Consider the following 19,217-nt stretch of genomic DNA (forward strand, 5'->3'; position numbering starts at 1 on the left):
TTCCAGCATTTTGAGCCCGCAAAAAAAGGATGCAGCAAAGTATCTGCATCCTTTTGTAAAAGTAGATTAATATTTCAAAGCCACATTCTTCACCTGCGTATAATTCCGCAATGCTTCCAGCCCTTTTTCCCGGCCAAAGCCGCTATGCTTATAGCCGCCAAACGGCTGGGTAATGCCGCCGCCTGCTCCGTAATGGTTGATGAAGACCTGGCCGCATTCCAGTGCGTTGGCTACGCGATGGGCGCGTCCGGCGTTTTCAGTCCATACCCCTGCAACAAGGCCGTATGATGTGCCGTTTGCGATTTCAATCGCTTCTTCTTCTGTTTCAAAGGTGGTGACGGCAAGAACCGGTCCGAAGATTTCCTCCTGGGCGAGATGATGGTTTGCCGGTACATGATCAAAAATGGTCGGCTGCAGATAATAGCCTGATTCGCAGCCTTCTACCGGCTGGCGTTTTCCGCCTGTTGCTATCCGGATTCCGTCGTCCTCAGCTAGCTGCAGGAAGCCCTGAATCCGTTCAAATTGCTTTTGGTTTAAAACCGGCCCAAGATCCGGATTGTTTATTCCCGGTCCAATGGTGAGCTTTTCCATGGCTGCAGCGAGCTTTTCCACAAATGGATCCTTAATTGATTTTTCAATGACAAGCCTTGAGCCTGCAGAACAGGTTTGGCCGGCATTCTGGACGATTGACTTCAGCACCCACTCTAAGGCTTTCTCTTCATCGCAGTCAGCAAACACAATGTTCGGCGATTTGCCTCCAAGTTCCAGAGTAACTGGTATGACGTTCTTTGCCGCTGTTTCCATGACTCTTTTCCCTGTTTCGACCGAACCGGTAAAGGTTACATGGCTGACGCCAGGATGAGCGGATAATGCCGCTCCAGCCTCATGACCATAGCCGGTTACCACATTAAGGATTCCCTTTGGCAGTCCAAGGCTCTCCATAAGTTCAACAAGCTTCAAGGTCGATAAAGGAGTATCTTCTGCAGGCTTCAGCACGGCTGCGTTTCCGGTTGCGATCGATACAGCGATGCTTCGTGCCGCAATTTGCAGCGGATAATTCCAAGGGATGATATGCCCGACAACCCCAAGCGGCTCTCGGACCGTGTAATCTATGATGCCGCGTTCCACCGGAATCGTTTCGCCCATGATTTTATCGGCCACGCCTGCGTAAAACTCAAAATAGCGGGCAGCAATTTCCACATCCGTTTCAGCCTGGACAAGCGGCTTTCCGACATTTAACGTTTCCAATCTGGCTAATCCTTCTTTGTTGCCGCGGATAAGATCGGCAGTTTTAAACAGCAGTCTTCCCCGGTTATGGGCCTGCAAAGACTTCCACTCCTCTGAACGGAATGCCTTTTTAGCTGCCTTGACCGCTTTGTCCACTTCTTCCTGATCTCCGCGGGGCACTAACGCCAGAACGGAGGCGTCAGCAGGATTTTTCACTTCTATTAATCTGCTTTCATCCGGAACGGTCCACTCTCCATCAATATAGCATCCTTGAATTTTTACATCTGTTGCTTTCATCAATTAGATCCCCCTTCCGCCATCCACGTTCAGGACAGAACCTGTAACAATAGCAGATTCTTTTGAACATAAATAGACTAATGAATTCGCAATATCAATTGGCTGAATAAGCCTTCCTAATGGCACGCTCTTCTTGAAAATCGTATCCTTTGTTGCTTCGATGTCTGCATCCCTTGCTGTGAACTGGCCGAGCATGCCTGTGTCTGCTGGCCCCGGATTCACGACATTTACGCGAATACCGTATTCAGCAAGCTCAATGGCCAGGGCCTGTGAAAAAGAAACGGCAGCCCCTTTGGAGGCGATATAGGCATTCAAACCAGGACGCGGACGCACCATCGAAATCGAAGCGATATTAACGATAACCCCTTCTCCCTGCTTTTTCATATAAGGAACCGCTTCACGGCATGTTAGAAAAAGGGATGTTGCGTTGACAGCCATAATTTTCTCCCAATCTGCCAGACTCACTTCTTCAATTGGGGTTGCTGGCTGGGCAATGCCGGCAATATTGACCAGGCCGCTGATTTTTCCAAAGTTCTCGCTTGCTTCAGAAAAAATTCTCGCCACATCTTCTTCCTTTGTTAAATCGCCGGCAATGGGCAGAAGGCGGTCTGTCTTTTCGGCCTCATCCACATTCAAATCAACCGCTGCCACATAGGCGCCTTCTTCCAAAAAGCGCTTAACCGTTTCTTTTCCCATGCCGCCCTGGGCACCGGTAACAACAAATACTTCATCCTGCAATCTCATTTTACAAACCTTCCTTCACTAGAAGTTTTTGCTGTAAAGCCTCGCTGATGGCAGCTCCCATTTCACTTGTTTTAGAAGTTCCGCCTAAATCAGGTGTACGTACAATGCCTTTAACCAGCACGTGTTCAATGGCATCTATAATAACGGCACTTAAATCCGCTCTGCCCAAGTGCTCAAGCATAAGTGCAGCTGACCAGATTTGGGCAATTGGATTGGCAATTCCTTTCCCTGCAATATCAGGTGCGGAGCCATGGACAGGCTCAAACATCGATGGGAAATCCCCTTCCGGATTCAGGTTGGCAGAAGGAGACAGGCCAAGGCCGCCCACCACTGCAGATCCCAGATCGCTTAAAATATCGCCAAATAAATTGGACGCGACAACCACATCAAAATCAGCAGGCCTTGCTACGAAATAAGCGGCAAGTGCATCAATATAATAGCTATCCAGTTTAATAGACGGATACTGTTCTGCCACTGTGCGTACCACATCATCCCATAGTTTCATTGAATGGATGATGGCATTGGATTTTGTTGCACTCGCAACGGATTTTTTGCCATGCTTTTGTGCATAGTCAAATGCAAACTTTGCGGCTTTCGCTGTGCCAATTCGCGTAATAATCGTATTTTGGACAGCCACTTCCTCTTCAAGGCCAGGATATAGCCGGCCGCCGCTGTTCGAGTATTCTCCTTCTGCATTTTCACGGACGATGACGAAATCAATATCTTCTCCCTCAAAACGGGAAGGAACGCCTTTCAGCATTTTGACAGGCCTTAAATTAATGTACTGGCGGAATTGCTTCCTGATCGGCATGATCAGCTCCCAAACCGTTACATCGTCAGGAACCCTTTTGTCGCCAATGGCGCCGAATAAAATAGCATCATATTTTTTCAGTGTTTCAAGTGCATGATCCGGCATCATTTTTCCATGCTGGAGATAGTACTCACTGCTCCAGTCAAACGTTTCAAACTCCAGATCCAAAGTTGGGTCCAGCTTTTTTAAGAGCTCCAATACCTTAACTGCTTCATTTACTACCTCAGGGCCGATGCCGTCACCAGGCAAAACGGCGATACGATGGCTTGCCATTAATTATGCACCTCTTCCATTTCTACGATTTTTCCAGGGTTCAGAATGTTTAGCGGATCCAATGCTTTTTTGATCATTCTCATAACCGGCAAAGCTGTGCTCCGCTCTTCTTTTAAAAATTTCATTTTTCCAATGCCGACGCCATGCTCACCTGTACATGTGCCGCGATGGTCAATTGCGAACCTCACCATTTTTTCATTAAACGCATGGAAGCGTTCCATCTCGTCTCGATTATCTGTGTCCAATCCGAACGCCACATGGAAATTCCCGTCGCCGACATGTCCAAGAATTGCCCCATCAAGCTTGTACTCATCGAGCAGCTTGCGGGTATGGGCAATCGTTACAGCCAGTTGTGAAATCGGCAGGCACACATCTGTCGCAACCAGCTTGCATCCGGGCTTTTTGCCGAGAATTGCGAGCGCTGCCTGATGGCGGGCTTCCCAAAGCTGCGCCCGTTTCAGGGAATCCTGCTCAAACTCAAACTTCACTGCTCCGGCATCTTCCATCAGCTCTTTTATAACTGCAATTCCCTGAACGGCCGCTTCTGCCGTCCCGCTGTATTCCAAGAAAAGGGTTGGCACTTCTTCAAAATCTGTCCCTTTGAATTCATTCACTGCCTGAATCGTCGCAGCGTCCACAAGCTCCATTTTTCCAATATCCACGCCAGACTGGAGGACAAGCTCAGCCGCCTTTCCGGCTTCCTCGACGCTGTCGAAGGCTGCTTTTGCTACGACGGTAGCTTCCGGGATTCCGGCAAGCTTCAGTGTCAGTTCTGTAAAAATGCCAAGTGTTCCTTCCGACCCGATCAGCAGCTCGGTCAGGTTATAGCCAGCCGATGATTTAACCGTCTGTCCGCCGGCCGCAACAACACTTCCATCTGCCAGGACCGCTTGAAGACCAAGGACATTATGCTTCATTGTTCCGTATTTAACGGCATTCGTTCCGCTTGCATTCGTTGCAGCCATTCCGCCAATCGTGGCATCTGCACCAGGATCAATCGGAAAGAACAGCCCATACTTTTTCAAATGCTTATTCAGCTGCATCCTCGTCACACCCGGCTGGACTTTTACAAGAAAGTCCTCCGGATAAACGGCAACCACTTCGTTCATTAATGTAAAATCCATGCTGATTCCGCCATTAAGGGGGAGGAGATGGCCTTCCAGGCTGCTTCCTGCCCCAAAAGGAACGACAGCAATCTTGTTGGCAGCTGCGTATTTAACAATGGCGGCAACTTCTTCTTCGGTTTTCGGGAAGACAACTACATCAGGCTTTTTCCTTTCGTGGTAATCCATGCCGCCTGCATGATGCTCAAGCACCGTTTCATTCACACTGACACGTTCAGGGTCTTTTATAATCTCCAGCAAATCTTGATACATTTTTCCTTCACCTCTATTTATCTAGTAAAAACAAGCTGATTGACGGCATAAAACTTAGAATTAATACGTCAATAATTAAAACAATAATAAATGGCATAATCGCCCGGACGATGTGCTCCAGCCTGATCTTGGCGATATTGGACGCCACGAAAAGGTTGATGCCGACAGGCGGTGTAATCATTCCGATGGCCAGGTTGACCACCATGATGACCCCAAAATGGACAAGATCCATACCTGCTGCAGAAGCAATTGGGACAAGAATGGGCGCCATGATGACGATCGCTGCAGATGTCTCCAGGAATGTCCCGACAATCAGCAAAATCACATTAATAATGATCAGAATCATAATGGCATTTGACGTAATCCCCAGCATGCCATCTGAAATCTGTGCAGGAATCTGTTCCCTTGTTAGAAGGAAACCGAAGATGGATGCACAGGAAATGATGAATAATATGACGGAAGAAGTAATAGCCGAGGAAATGAAAATTTCCGGCAGATCCTTCCACTTAATTTCCCTGTAGATTAATAGACCTACAATCAGGCCATATACAACTGCCACAACAGAACCTTCTGTAGGTGTAAAAATTCCGCCGTAGATGCCGCCAAGAATAATGACTGGCATTAAAATGGCTAAAATGGCGCTTCTGAACGCAGCAGCCACTTCCTTGAACGAACTCTTCTGTTCCTTGCCGTAGCCCTTTTTACGGGAGATAAAATACGCGACTAAAATAAGCGATATTCCAACAAAAACCCCTGGGATGATTCCGGCAATAAACAGGTCTCCGATTGATGCCCCTGCAATGACGCCGAATAAGATCAGCGGTACACTTGGCGGAATCATGACCCCAATCGTGCCGCCGGCCGCCTGAATGGCAGTTGAAAAGCTTTTATCATAGCCGCGCTTCACCATTGCCGGAATCAGGATGCTTCCGACTGCAGCCGTTGTAGCGGCTGCCGACCCTGAAATAGCCGCGAAAAACATACACGTAACGATTGATACCATTGCCAATCCGCCGTGAAGGCTTCCGACAAGCGTACTGGAAAAGCTGATTAGACGCCTGGATATTCCGCCTGATTCCATCAGCTTGCCGGCCAGGATGAAAAACGGCACTGCCATAAGCGTAAAAGAATCGGTTGACGTAAACATTTTTTGGACAATCACCATTAATGGAACATTGTCCTGAACCATTAACACAATCATGGAAGCGAGCCCAAGTGCCACCGCAACCGGGACATTAATGAGAAAAAGCACTAATAGCAATCCGAATAATAGCCATGCCATCAGCTGCTCGCCTCCTTTCCCCACTCCGATACAGTGATATAAAGCAGATTGATCACAAATAAGATGCTGGCGATCGGGATAACCATATAAACCAGTCCCATCGGGAGCTGCAGGGCCGGGGAGGTTTGCATCATGCTCCGTTCAATAAATACGAAGGAATTGACGATAACCTGATAGAAGAAGAAAACGATTAACAAGGCAGAAAGAACCAGCATAATTCTTCTCACTGCCTTATTGGCTTTTTCAAAAAGCAGCTCGATGCTCGGATGTGCTTTTACACTGACCGCATAGCCCGCCCCTAAGAAAGTCATCCATACGAGCAGGTATCGGGATAATTCCTCCGTCCAGGCAAGCGGCTGGTCAAGCACAAACCGGAAAAGCACCTGCAGGAAAACCACGATAACCATAATGAAAAAGAGAAGGATCAGTATCCATTTAATAAACGCATTCAATGAATCTACTATTTTTTTAACCACCATAGACTTCCCCTTATGAGTAAAAAACTTGGTCTGTGCCGGCATCTCTTATCCGGCACTCGCCAAGTTTTCCTTTTTTTATTTCGTATTTAAAATGGCGTCCAATTTTTCCTTGCCGAATTCAGATTCATATTTTTCATAGACAGGCTGGATCGCTTCACGGAAAGGAGCTACATCCACTTCCTCCACGATTTCCATTCCCTGCTCTTTCAGTACCTCTAAGGATTCTTCATCAGACTTTGTGATCAGGTCGCGGATCTGGTCGCCGGCCTTTTTCGATTCTTCTTTCAGGATATCCTGGTACTCTGCAGGAAGCGTATCCCACACCGTTTTACTGAACATGATGACAGCCGGTGAATACAGGTGGCCTGTTAATGACATGTGCTTTTGGTTTGCTTCATAAAGCTTGTACGTATCTGCAACAACAATTGGGTTCTCCTGGGCATCCACTACTCCCTGCTGAAGGGCTGTCAATGCTTCTGTCCAGGCCATTGGCGTTGGCTTTGCACCTAAAGCATTAAAGGCATCAAGATGGATCGGGTTTTCCTGCGTACGGATCTTTAAGCCTTTCAAATCTTCCGGCTTATTAATTGGCTTCTTGGCATTTGTGATATGGCGGAAACCATTTTCACCCCAGGCAAGGCCGACAATTCCTACATTCTCCATGCCTTTTAGCAGCTCCTGGCCAATTTCGCCGTCCAGAACCTTGTAAGCGTGTTCTCTTGATTCAAATAAAAAAGGCATGTCCACAATCCCAATTTCCGGATAGAAGTTAGCGATTGGCGCAGTAGATGAAATCGACATATCTGCCGTTCCAAGCGTAAGGGCCTCAGTCAATTCCCTTTCCGCTCCAAGCTGGCTTAACGGGAATACTTCTATCTTCACCTTGCCGTCAGTGCGCTCCTCCACATTCTTGGCAAGCTCTTGTAAACCAATATGATAAGGATGGTCCTCTGTTAAGGAGTGGCCTGCCTTTAAACTAAATGTCTTGCCGCTATCCTTTTCCCCTGATTCAGCATCACCGCCAGCCGAACTGGAACCGCCGCCTCCGCAAGCCGACAAAATCAGACTCAGCACCAGCATCGGCACTAACCACAATAATCTCTTTCTCATAGCTAAATCCCCCTTCTATTTTTATATTTATTAGAATATACAGGCAATTATAACACCTTTCGCGCTTTTATGCGGTAAATTTTTTATGAATTTTTAGAATAATATGTGTGCCAAATTTTGTTGAAAAAAGAAGCATTCGAGTATTATAAATGCTTCTGGATTTCGGCCCGCCCGGTTTGTTCGCCAGTTATACTATTTTGTTCGCTAATTTCATCAATTTGTTCGTCAAATTTTAAGTTTCTTCGCTAAAATTCACCATTTATTCGCTAAAAACAGGAATTTATTCGCTAAGTTCACAATTTTTCAAATTAACTCCATCCTTAAACCCAATTCAAAATATAAACATACACAAAGGCTATGACCGTTATGGAGAGAAAATAAATTCCATTCCACCTGAAAGCAACTGTTACTCCGTTCCTTTGAACACATTGGCTAATGATGATATTCATGGCGTTTAGTGGAGAGATGGCGGAGGAAAGCATCCAGGTAAAAATACACATAAAGGCCACACTGGCCACTGCGACATTAGGCATATCAGCAAAATTCAAAGAGGTCAGGACAAGCGGGATCACAATAATTTGATGTACCCCCAAAAAGGCCATAAGGGTAACAAACAGGATAATGAATAAAAATAAAATACTAATGGATTGAGTGGCAGACCATTGCATGGACCGCTCCAGCAGCTGTTTTACTGGTGTATGTGAAACAGCATTGCCAAATAGCCCGGCACTCAAAAAAAGGCAAATCTCCATTTTTTGAGAAATCATTTTATTTTTATAAAGAGAAAGCTCTTCTTTAATTACCTTATATCGATTCCGCAGAATGACCCAAGCTGCCGGAACTATTATGCAGACAATGCTTACTAACAAAAGCATTGACTTATGAAATACTTGCTCCATAACAATTAGAATCAGAACGAGACCCAGGACAAATCCTATTAGCATATAAATATCCCGTTTTCTTCCTCTTCCCTCAGACGCAATTTCCTTAGCAGCTTCAACAGCAGCATCTTCTTCAACAGAACCGGGACGGAACAATAAGAATCCCACAGCCATTTGCATAACGGCAAACAAAACACCGACCACCACATAAGACATATATGTGATATCTAAATAAAATAAAACAATGCCTACCGACGCAAAAAATGGCGACCAAATTACAGCTGGGGTAAACCCTACATAATAGGATCTTGACAATAGTTTTGAAGGGAATTTTATGCTCTCCACAAACCCGTGTACAATCCTTAATGCGCCCATATTTAAGATAGGCGCCAACGTTAACATAAACGAACTTATGCCATAAAAAGTATTTCTGGGATTGGTTTTCAGCTCATTTAAATAGATGATTACTGTTTCAATAACCCCTTCTCTTCTTAAAGGAACCGATAAGAGCGGCGCTAAAATCAGAATGGAAAGCAGCGCTAGATTCTGAGTGATTCCCTCGACCAGGTGAATACCCGTGTCCCCAACTATAAAGTGGATCAGCATTCCAGTACTAAACAGACCCAATGTAAAAATCCTGCCTTTCCACTCCAATAGTGGAAGCATGACAAAAAAAGCAGCGACAGCCACTAGGTTAAAAATAAAACCAATATATATATTTGGCACAAATGCTTCAGCAATATATAACAAACACATACTCAATACGAGAGAAAAACGTATCATTTTGTCCCTTCTCTCTGTAGTTTAAATCATGATCAAACTAGTTTTTTGGTAAACATTATCTTCCGGCAGGCGAGTAGCCGAAAAGATTCTCTAAAACTTTTTCAAGCCGGGCTGGTCTAAAGGCGATTCCTCTGCCTCAATAAAAAAGGCCCCTATGCTTTTGGACCGCCGGCAGCATATAAGACCTGGCCGCTAATAAAAGAAGAAGCCGGGCTTGCAAAAAAGCTTGCCGCCTAGGCGATATCTTCTGGCTTCCCAGCCCTATTGACCGGTATTTGCTTCACTTTGGTTTCAATGAATTCTCAAATGTAATATCTATTTCAAATTCCTGTACAATAGCTGGAGTCGATGCTCATATTCCTTCACGATATCCTGAATAATCTCTTTTGCACTTTTAATTTCCTTAATCAAGCCGATTGTCTGCCCCAATGAAATAACACCTGCGTTTTCATTTCCGGTATTTATTAATTCCAGGTAGGATTCACCGCTGATATAAGGAAAAATCTCCTCCAGTGAAGCTCCTGCTTCTTCCTTTTCTGCCAGATCGATGGCACGTTCCGATTTCATAACCCTCATCGCTTTTCCAATTGATTTTTTCACCAGAATAGTATCCGTTTCCTGTAAATCTATTAATTTATCTTTAATAGATGAATGCAGGGCAGCTTCCTTGGAAGCTAAAAATCTTGTACCCATCTGGATACCTTGGGCCCCTAAAGCAAAAGCAGCAAGAGCAGATTTCCCTGTCGAAAATCCTCCTGCTGCAATGACAGGTATCGAAAGCTCATCTACCGCCTTTTGGATCAAGGTAAGGCTTGTTACGTCGTCTCTCCCGGGGTGGCCGCCGCACTCATATCCGACCACAACAACTGCATCACATCCGATCGCTTCAGCCTTTTTGGCAAACCTCACAGACGGGACCACATGGACCACTTTAATCCCGTTTTCTTTTAAGCGATCCATATATTTCTCCGGGTTGTTACCCGAGGTAAAAACAACCGGAACACGAGCTTCTATGGCTCCCTCAACAAACTCATCCATCGGCTTGCGGAATCCAATTGCAATATTTACGCCAAAAGGCTTTGATGTAAGCCTTCTCGCTGCCTCAATATCCTTCATCATCTCTTCCTTGGAAGCAAAGCTGCCTGCTGTTATAAGCCCAAGCCCGCCCGCATTTGATACTGCTGAAACAAGCGGAGACGTTCCAAGCCCTTGCAGGCCCCCTTGGATGATGGGATATTGGATATTAAACATTTTGGATATAGCTGTATTCATCATACTTGTTCACCTTTAAAAAGCTTAAAAGTTCCTGTACAATGGCCAAGCAGTTCACCGTCTTCATTCCTAAGCCTTCCTTCAATGAATACCGTGTTTCGGTTTTGGTGAATAATCTCCGCTTCTGCTGTTACGATTCCTTCCATAACAGATTTTACATACTGGATGTTTAAATGCAGTGTGGCCACTTCATCAAACCCCAATGACCTTCCTGCCATTCCCATAGCTGTATCCAGTACTGATGCATACATGCCTCCATGAACTGTATTTCTCACATTAATAAACTCTCTCTGGATTGGCAGGGCCAATAAGACATACCCGTCTCTTAACTCTCTTAATTCCAATCCAACAAAATTCCAGAATGGGCTGTTTTCAAAATCTGTTTTTACGTTCTGTAAATGTTCAGCTGTCATGAGAATAACCCCTTTCCCGCTTTAGCCAGTTCAGCTTGATTGGCAATGACAGAAAGCTTTTTACCATAAATTGCGCTTATAAGATTCTCAGCAATCAGCACGGAGGTTTTTCTTGCTGCCTCAAGGCTTATTCCGCCAATATGGGGGCTCGTGGTTACTTGCTTCAGCTGAAACAAGGGGTGATCAGCAGGCGGCGGCTCATCTGAAAACACGTCAATCCCGGCGCCAAGAATTCGTCTCTGGCTCAGTACTTTCACTAAATCAGGTTCATTGATAATGCCCCCACGGGCTGTGTTTATTAGAACAGCCGATTCCTTCATAAGAGCCAGCAATTTATAATCCACAAGCTTTTCTGTTTCTCTGGTTAATGGGATATGTAAGCTTACTGCATCACTTTCCGAAAAGACTTTTTCCAGAGAAGTGGTTAATTCCACCCCGATATGATTAGCAGCCTGCATTTTTTCTTCATTAATATTTCTGACATATACCATAGCCTTCATTCCAAAACCATGGACTAGAATTTTAGCAGCTTTTTGTGCAATACTGCCAAAGCCTATTAGCCCCAGCTGTTTTCCTTCCAGTTCATAGGAATAGGCTCCATCCCTTGCCTGAAAGTTTCCGCTTCTTGTTTCCCTGTTAAAATAGACCGTTTTTTTCATGACCGCCAAAAGCAGGCTCACCGCATGTTCTGCGGTTGCCGTACTATTCAGCTTTGGTGCATGCAAAATTGGAATCCCCTTTTTCGTGGCATAGCCCACATCAATATTATCAAGTCCCACTCCTGCTCCGGAAATCGCTTTTACTTGCTGGCAGCTGTCCAAAATGGCAGGCGTGATCCTGGCTGGGGCCCGAAGGATGATTCCATCGACACGATGATGCTGGAGATAATCGCATATCTCCGGTTCAGTAAATTCAGCAAATTTCTTCACTTTAGCATGTTTGTTAAGAAGATCCTCCCCATCAGGATGGTACATGGGGAGAATCTGAACAATATGAGGCTTGCTCATTTCAACACTTCCTTCTTGGACATACCCATTTAGGCATGAAGGTTCTCGATAATAGTCGATATTCCCTGGCCGCCGCCGATACAAAGAGTGACTAAACCATACTTTTCGCCTCTTCGTTCCATCTCGTGAAGCAGCTTTGTCATCAGGATTGCTCCTGTAGCCCCAATTGGATGTCCTAATGCAATGGCTCCGCCGTTTACATTCACCTTGTTGATATCCATGCCGGATTCACGAATGACTGAAAGCGCCTGGGCAGCAAAGGCTTCATTCAGCTCGATCAGCCCGATATCATTGATGGATAGTCCGCATTGCTTTAAAGCTTTAAATGTGGAAGTTACAGGACCAATCCCCATAATTTCTGGAGACACCCCGCTCACTGCCTGGGCTATGATTTTGGCTTTTGGTTTTACACCATACTCATTTAATTTCGCCTCATTCATCATTAAGATTGCTGAAGCTCCATCATTTCGCCCGCTTGCATTGCCTGCTGTTACTGTGCCATTTTCCTTAAAAACTGCCTTCAGCTTTGAGAGCTTCTCGATTGTGGTGCTGCGCGGATGTTCGTCAACAGTAAATAGCCGAGTTTCCCTTTTTTGCTTATATTCAACCGGGACAATCTCCTTTTCAAAACGGCCTGATTCGATTGCTGCCTGCGCAAGCTCCTGGCTGCGAAGCGCAAACTCATCCTGTTCTGTTCTGGAAATATTATATTTTTCTGCAAGGTTTTCCGCAGTCAGTCCCATTGTCAGATGGCCGTATTTTTCGATAGGCTGGGAACAAGGCTGGCTTTCTGTATTCGGATCCAGTATTTGCGCATTTCCGGCTTGGAAGCCATAACGGGCATTGCGGATATAGTAAGGGGCTGTGCTCATGCTTTCAGCTCCGCCTGCTATTACTACATCAGAGTAGCCAAGCTTAATCTGCATATCGGCATTATTGATGGCTTGAAGCCCGGATCCACATTGCCTGTGCACGGTATAACCTGTAACCTCAATAGGGAGCTCAGCCCTCAAGGCCGCAAGACGTGCAAGATTGGAGGTATCCGCACTTTGCTTTGCCTGGCCAAGAATCACTTCATCAACTTCAACTTCAGAATGGGAACGGTTTAGCACTTCACGAATCACTTTCTCTGCCAGATGGTCTACCGGCACATCTTTTATCGTTCCGCCCATTCTTCCAATAGCTGTTCGGACTGATTCAACAATATATGGCTGATTCACTCCTTACACCCCCACATATGAGGCTTCGCGTTTTAGTTCATTGGCAATAATATTACGCTGTATTTCCGAGGTGCCTTCATATATTTTCGTAATTCTCGCATCACGGAAGTAACGTTCGATTGGATAATCTCTCATATATCCGATGCCGCCATGAATCTGTACAGCTAAATCAGCCACCTTGTTATATACTTCTGACGCAAACAACTTTGCTATGGCAGCCTCTTTAACCACTCGCATTTTTTGATCGGTCATCCAGGCAACACGATAAGTCATCGATCTAAGAACCTCTATTTGCATGCTGATTTCTGCAAGCATATGCTGAACGGCCTGCACCTCGATGATTGGCTTGCCGAATTGCTCGCGTTCCTGTGCATATTGCAAGCAATGCTCCAGAAGCTTTACACAAGAGCCAAGATTTCTTGCAGCCAGACCAGCACGGCCATTGGCAAGGATTTTTAAAGCATTGATATATCCCTGTCCTTCCGTTCCAAGGACGTTTTCTGCAGGGACCTCCATATTTTCAAAGAAAAGTTCAGCAGAATGGGAACCTCTTAACCCCATTTTTTGTTCAACATTTCCAAGAACAAAGCCAGGGAAATCTTTTTCTACGATAAAGGAGGTAATCCCCTTTGCTCCCTTAGCACGATCTGTTACAGCCATTACAGTAAAAACGTGCCCATCGACTGCGTTCGTAATATAATGCTTGGAGCCATTCAGGATGAATTTATCACCCTTTCTGACAGCAGTGGTTTTCAATGCTGCCGCATTTGAGCCAGCGCTCGGTTCGGTTAAAGCAAAAGCACCAATCCATTCTCCGGTTGCCATTTTAGGCAGATACTTTTGCTTTTGTTCTTCCGTCCCCAGCTCCACAATCCCGACAGATCCAATCCCAGTGTGAGCGCCAATCAATGTTGTATAGCCATTGTGCGTCTTGCCAAGCTCCTCATAAATGGCACACTTCCCAACCATATCAAGCCCCAGACCGCCGTATTCTTCCGGAATACTTAAGCCGAATAAGCCCATTTCCTTGGACATTTCCACCAGTTTTTCCGGTATCATGTCCTTTTCCTCTATTTCCATTGCCAAAGGTTCTGCTTCCTCTTTGACAAATTTGCGCACATTATCCTTTAAAAATTTTATATCTTCCGAAAAATTAAAATCCAATTCTATCTCTCCCTTTTTATTGATTGCTGAATTCAGCTGCCCTTTTTTCCAGGAATGCTTGAGTTCCCTCTTTTTTATCATCTGTCCCAAACGCAACAGCCTGTGCCAGCTTTTCAATCAGCATGGCCGTTTCAAGATCCGCATCGTACCCTTTATGGATTGCAAGCTTTGCCAGCCTGATGGCAACAGGGCCCTTTTTCATAACCTGGGAAGCTACCTCTGCTGCCTTTTTCTCCAATTCATCTTCCTCAGCAAGATAAGAAGCAAGACCGATTCTTTCCGCTTCCTCTCCATTAATCATTTTTCCGGTAAGGACCATATCCAGCGCTCTCCCTTTGCCGACAATCCTGGATAGGCGCTGTGTGCCGCCTGCTCCAGGAATAATGCCAAGGTTTAGCTCAGGCAGCCCGAATTTTGCATTTTTAGTGGCAATCCGGATATCACAGGCCATAGCAAGCTCACAGCCCCCGCCCAAAGCGTAGCCTTTTACCGCAGCAATGGTGACTTTGCTGGATTGCTCTATTTTCTTATAGAGACCCTGCATGCCAGGTATTAGTGCCTCAAGCATTTTTCTTTCATGAAGCTGCCTTATATCTGCTCCTGCCGCAAAAGACTTTCCCCCTGCCCCTTGAATAATGATCACTTTTACATCATGATTGGCTTCTGCCCACTGAAAGGCATCCTCAAGTTCCTGAAGTGTTTCCCGGTTTAATGCATTCCGGGATTCTGGCCGGTTTATTGTCAGCCACATAGAACCCTGTTCGATTTGAACCTGGAGATTTTCATACTGGTGCATATTCTTAACCTCCTTATGAATATTGGTAGAAACCGCTTCCGCTTTTTTTGCCCAGACGCCCGGCTTTCACATACTTGATCAACAGCGGACAGGGGCGATACTTTTCGCCAAGCGTCTGATATAGGTACTCCATATTCCGCAATCGTGTATCCAAACCGACTAAATCTGCCAGTTCAAGCGGACCCATTGGGTGGTTAAGCCCCAGCTTCAGCGCTTTATCAATGTCTTCAGCAGACGCAACACCCTCCATTAGCATATTCATAGCCTCATTGCCTATCAGGCAATTCATGCGTGAAGTAACAAAACCAGGAAACTCATTCACTTCAACAGTTTCCTTCTTAAGCTTTTCGCCGACCTCTTTCACAATGCGTACAGTGTCATCAGAGGTTTCCAGTCCACGGATGATCTCGATCAGCTTCATTTTATGAACCGGATTGAAGAAATGCATAGCTGCCACTTTTTCCGGCCGGGATGTTTGAGCCCCAATCTCCGTAGGGCTCATGGTTGATGTATTCGTTGCTAAAATCGTTTCTGGAGAACAGATACGGTCCAGCTTTTTAAAAATATCAATCTTCAATTCTATTTTTTCCAGAACAGCTTCAATGACCAGATCTGCACTTGTTGCAGCAGACTCCAGATCTTTTTCAAAGAAAAGGCGGTCTTTTGCCTTCCCATATTGAGCTTCAGAAATAAACCCTTTTTGAAGGCTGTCTTCCAATAGGCTGTAAATCTCGTTTTTCGCTTTTTCCAATATTTCTTCATTAATGTCATTCAAGTAAACTGTAAAACCGGAAACGGCACAGGTATAAGCAATTCCTTTTCCCATTACACCCGAACCTACTACTGTGATGGTATTCATCCTGTTCCCCCTTAGTTTGATATCGTATTTTCAACCGTTGAATTTTTAGATACAAACTTTTGATATAAATACACGGCTGCAAGGATCGCAAATCCAATTAAGTCAGATACAGCTCCCGGATTGATCATTAGAAGGGCACCGATAAAAAGAACTGCTCTTTCATACCAATAGGCGTGCCGGAAAAGCCATCCCTCTGCAGCCCAAGCGATTCCAATAATTCCAATGATGGAGGTTATAACAGATAGAATAATATCCGGAACGTCCCCTACTAGAAGCAAGGTTTCCCCGTATACGAACATATAAGGGACAATGAAGGCGGCAAGGCCCAGCCTTACTGCTGTTAAGCCCGTTTTCATTGGATCGGATCCGGAAAGCCCTGCTGCTGCAAATGCGGCCAGTGCCACTGGTGGTGTAATCGCAGATAAAGCTGCAAAATAGAACACAAACATATGTGCAGCAAGCGGGGATACACCCAGTTCGATTAATGCCGGAATGGTAAGCGGAACCTGTACGATGTAAGCCGCAACTGTGGGAAGGCCCATTCCGAGAATGATGCTTGTGATCATCGTGAATACAAGCGTAATGATTAAAATACCGCCGGATAATTCAATAATTAAACTGCTGAATTTAAGACCGATGCCAGTCAGTCCAATAATCCCGATGATAAAGCCTGATGCCGCACAGGCAATTGCCGTTTCAATTGCAGCTCTGGCTCCTAAATCCAGTGCCTTGAAGACTTTAGAAAAAGATAATCTTGTAGCACTTTTTAAAGCGGCGACCACTATTGTCACACCAATGGAATAGAGACCTGCCTTCATTGGTGAAGAGCCCGATGCAAGCATGACCACAATCACCACTAGCGGTATAAAGAACATAAATCCGCTTTTCAGCACACTCGTAACCTTTGGAAGTTCCTCTTTTTTTAAGCCAACTAGCCCCAAACGTCTTGCCCGCATATCGACCTGGAAATACAAACAGCAGTAATAAAGGACTGCCGGGATTAGAGCGGCTATGGCTATGTCCATATAAGGCACACCTAAATAGGAAGCAATGATGAAAGCGGAAGCTCCCATGATCGGAGGCATAATCTGGCCGCCTGTAGAGGAAACCGCTTCTACTGCAGCTGCAAAGTGGCTCTTATAGCCCGTTTTCTTCATTAAAGGAATCGTAAAAGCACCTGTTGTCACCGTATTTGCTACTGCACTTCCAGAAATGGTTCCCAAAATGGAACTGGCTACAATAGCTGTCTTTGCGGGACCTCCCCGATATTTCCCCATTCCTGCTACAGATAAATCGATAAAAAATTGTCCAGCTCCTGAAACTTCTAAAAACTTACCGAACAAGATGAAAAGGAAAATAAAGGTTGCTGATACTCCAAGTGGAGTACTAAAGATACCTGTAACCGTATAGAAGAGGTGATCAATAATCCACATCACTGTAAATTCACGGTGGGAAAGAGTGCCAGTAATCAGGTGTCCCCAGACTCCGTAAACGAGACAAATAAAGATAATGATCACAAGCGTATTGCCAATCACGCGTCGTGTTGCTTCAATTAGCAGCAAACCAGATATTATGCCAATGGCAATTTCCAGCGCTGTCAGCGGTTCAATATAGCTCATTCGGGACGAAATGACTTGAGAATTCATGACATAATAGGAATAACAAGCAATTGACAAAATCATAAATAGCCAGTCATACCAAGGGATGCTTTCATTTTTTACTGCTTTCTTGGAAGGCTTGTATATGGCAAATGTTAAAACCAGCGCAAACGCCAGGTGGGCTGACCGCTGCAAAATAGATTCAAATACCCCAAAGAATGCGGTATATAAATGGAAAAGCGACATTAAGACAGCAGCAATGGATATGATTTTTGCAGCTGCACCTTTTAAAAGGCGCAGCTTACTGTTGAGATTCCCATCTTCATCATATTCAGCAGCAATTTTCCGGGCTTCCAAATCTGTTAAACCTTGCTTAGACATCATTTCACCTTCTTTTTTTAGGGGATATTATAAGGGCTTGGCTTACTTAAGTGCCCCGACTTCTTTGTAATATTTCTCTGCTCCCGGATGAAGCTTGCCCACATTGTTTTTCACTGAATACTCTGCATTAAAGTCCTTCATAATTGGTGATAATGTCGTCCATGTATCTTTTTCCTCTACCATCATTTTTGTAAGCTTATAAACGGTCTCTTCGTCCATTAGGTCATCATTAACCAATAACACAGTATAGCCAGCAACCGTTTTAACATCCTCTTTTACGTTTGAATAGGTGCCGCCTTCAATGTTATATTCCAGGTATCCTTCATTTTTCTCATGAAGGCCTTTAATCGTTTCATCATCTAAAGGAATCAAGCGAATTCCAAGGGTCGTGTCAAGCTCCTGGAAAGTCGAAACCGGCGCTGAAACCATGCCTACTATTGCATCGATATGTCCATCCCGAAGAAGATCTGCTCCATCAGCTGTACCGATATACTCAATTCCGCCAAGGTCGTCATAACTCATATCGTTCAGCTCCAAAATATCCATGAAAGCAAGCTCTCCGCTGTACCCTTTAATCCCCGGGCTAACCTTCTTGCCCTTTAAATCTTTAACGGATTTAATATCAGAATCTGCGCGGACAACGATATGGAATACATTTGGATACAAGGTTGCAACTGTGCTGACATTATCAACTTTTTCTTTGAAAGAATTGATTCCGTTCAGCGCCTCCGGAACCGTTTGGCCATTACTGAATCCAAGAGCGAATGTGCCCTGGCTTAAGCCCAAAAGATTGGAAACCGATCCGCCCTCAACAACAGTCACTGAAGATTCCGGAAAAACTTCCTTCATTTTTTCGCCCATTGCTCCGGACAATGTATACCAGAATCCGCCGACAGTCGCCGATCCAAAGGCCATGTCTCTAGGGGCACCCTCTCCGCCTTGCTGTGCTTTTTCTTTCTCCGTGCTTCCTGCCTCATCTGAAGAACATGCTGCTAATACCACTAACATGAATGCAATTAATACTGTTAAAAGCTTTTTCAACGTTAAATCCCCCTTAATTTGCTTTTATTTTTGTATTTCCTAATCGCTCTGTTATCATAAATTGTTGTTTTTACTTATAAATTTTGCCCGTTGATTTCAGCACGGGGCACTTGCTTTCCGCGGGGAGGAATGAGAGCCTCCTCGGCTACGCCTGTGGGGTCTCCCACTTCCCTCTCTTCTGAGCAGGAGTCAATTGCCCTCTG

At 45.1% G+C, this 19,217-nt stretch carries 17 protein-coding genes and 1 pseudogene; all 18 read right to left on the reverse strand.

Features of this window, described 5'->3' with window-relative positions; all coding sequences use genetic code 11:
• Positions 1–66 precede the first annotated feature (66 nt).
• Positions 67–1,524, reverse strand: a complete 1,458-nt coding sequence (locus L634_RS0107815) for an aldehyde dehydrogenase family protein (protein WP_026581971.1) — start codon at positions 1,522–1,524, stop codon at positions 67–69.
• 3 nt (positions 1,525–1,527) lie between these two features.
• The gene (locus tag L634_RS0107820) at positions 1,528–2,268 is read right to left on the reverse strand and encodes an SDR family NAD(P)-dependent oxidoreductase (RefSeq protein ID WP_026581972.1); all 741 of its coding nucleotides are present in this window, start codon (positions 2,266–2,268) and stop codon (positions 1,528–1,530) included.
• A gap of 1 nt (position 2,269) precedes the next feature.
• Complete coding sequence (locus tag L634_RS0107825) at positions 2,270–3,352, reverse strand: tartrate dehydrogenase (RefSeq protein ID WP_026581973.1); 1,083 nt, start codon at positions 3,350–3,352, stop codon at positions 2,270–2,272.
• A complete protein-coding gene (locus L634_RS0107830; RefSeq protein WP_034262227.1) occupies positions 3,352–4,728 on the reverse strand; it encodes an FAD-binding oxidoreductase in 1,377 nt (458 codons plus the stop codon). Before L634_RS0107830 ends, L634_RS0107825 begins: the two co-directional genes overlap by 1 nt.
• A gap of 13 nt (positions 4,729–4,741) precedes the next feature.
• On the reverse strand, positions 4,742–6,010 hold the full coding sequence (locus L634_RS0107835; protein ID WP_026581975.1) for a TRAP transporter large permease: 1,269 nt from the start codon (positions 6,008–6,010) through the stop codon (positions 4,742–4,744).
• The gene (locus L634_RS0107840; RefSeq protein ID WP_026581976.1) at positions 6,010–6,489 is read right to left on the reverse strand and encodes a TRAP transporter small permease; all 480 of its coding nucleotides are present in this window, start codon (positions 6,487–6,489) and stop codon (positions 6,010–6,012) included. The genes L634_RS0107835 and L634_RS0107840 overlap by 1 nt, the downstream gene beginning before the upstream one ends.
• A 75-nt stretch (positions 6,490–6,564) precedes the next feature.
• Positions 6,565–7,599, reverse strand: coding sequence for a TRAP transporter substrate-binding protein (locus L634_RS0107845; protein WP_026581977.1), 1,035 nt, complete (start codon positions 7,597–7,599; stop codon positions 6,565–6,567).
• A gap of 320 nt (positions 7,600–7,919) precedes the next feature.
• On the reverse strand, positions 7,920–9,263 hold the full coding sequence (locus L634_RS0107850) for a hypothetical protein (RefSeq protein WP_026581978.1): 1,344 nt from the start codon (positions 9,261–9,263) through the stop codon (positions 7,920–7,922).
• A 152-nt stretch (positions 9,264–9,415) separates the two neighbouring features.
• Positions 9,416–9,547 (reverse strand): annotated as a pseudogene (locus L634_RS34225) (SDR family oxidoreductase); the annotation flags it as partial.
• 31 nt (positions 9,548–9,578) lie between these two features.
• Positions 9,579–10,538 carry an NAD(P)H-dependent flavin oxidoreductase gene (locus L634_RS0107855; RefSeq protein ID WP_026581979.1) on the reverse strand — a complete coding sequence of 320 codons (960 nt, stop codon included), beginning with the start codon at positions 10,536–10,538 and terminating at the stop codon, positions 9,579–9,581.
• The gene (locus tag L634_RS0107860; protein ID WP_026581980.1) at positions 10,535–10,948 is read right to left on the reverse strand and encodes a PaaI family thioesterase; all 414 of its coding nucleotides are present in this window, start codon (positions 10,946–10,948) and stop codon (positions 10,535–10,537) included. Before L634_RS0107860 ends, L634_RS0107855 begins: the two co-directional genes overlap by 4 nt.
• Positions 10,945–11,955, reverse strand: a complete 1,011-nt coding sequence (locus tag L634_RS0107865) for an NAD(P)-dependent oxidoreductase (protein WP_026581981.1) — start codon at positions 11,953–11,955, stop codon at positions 10,945–10,947. The genes L634_RS0107860 and L634_RS0107865 overlap by 4 nt, the downstream gene beginning before the upstream one ends.
• A 29-nt stretch (positions 11,956–11,984) precedes the next feature.
• Positions 11,985–13,175 (reverse strand): thiolase family protein, encoded by a 1,191-nt coding sequence (locus L634_RS0107870; protein ID WP_026581982.1) that lies wholly within the window; start codon positions 13,173–13,175, stop codon positions 11,985–11,987.
• A gap of 3 nt (positions 13,176–13,178) precedes the next feature.
• Positions 13,179–14,339 carry an acyl-CoA dehydrogenase family protein gene (locus tag L634_RS0107875; RefSeq protein WP_026581983.1) on the reverse strand — a complete coding sequence of 387 codons (1,161 nt, stop codon included), beginning with the start codon at positions 14,337–14,339 and terminating at the stop codon, positions 13,179–13,181.
• 16 nt (positions 14,340–14,355) lie between these two features.
• A complete protein-coding gene (locus L634_RS0107880) occupies positions 14,356–15,135 on the reverse strand; it encodes an enoyl-CoA hydratase/isomerase family protein (RefSeq protein WP_026581984.1) in 780 nt (259 codons plus the stop codon).
• 13 nt (positions 15,136–15,148) lie between these two features.
• Positions 15,149–15,994 (reverse strand): 3-hydroxyacyl-CoA dehydrogenase, encoded by an 846-nt coding sequence (locus L634_RS0107885; protein ID WP_026581985.1) that lies wholly within the window; start codon positions 15,992–15,994, stop codon positions 15,149–15,151.
• A gap of 11 nt (positions 15,995–16,005) precedes the next feature.
• The gene (locus tag L634_RS0107890) at positions 16,006–17,973 is read right to left on the reverse strand and encodes a TRAP transporter permease (protein WP_026581986.1); all 1,968 of its coding nucleotides are present in this window, start codon (positions 17,971–17,973) and stop codon (positions 16,006–16,008) included.
• 42 nt (positions 17,974–18,015) lie between these two features.
• Positions 18,016–19,014 (reverse strand): TAXI family TRAP transporter solute-binding subunit, encoded by a 999-nt coding sequence (locus L634_RS0107895; RefSeq protein WP_026581987.1) that lies wholly within the window; start codon positions 19,012–19,014, stop codon positions 18,016–18,018.
• Positions 19,015–19,217 lie beyond the last annotated feature (203 nt).

The organism is Bacillus sp. J33 (assembly GCF_000518885.1).
Lineage (GTDB): Bacteria > Bacillota > Bacilli > Bacillales > Cytobacillaceae > Cytobacillus.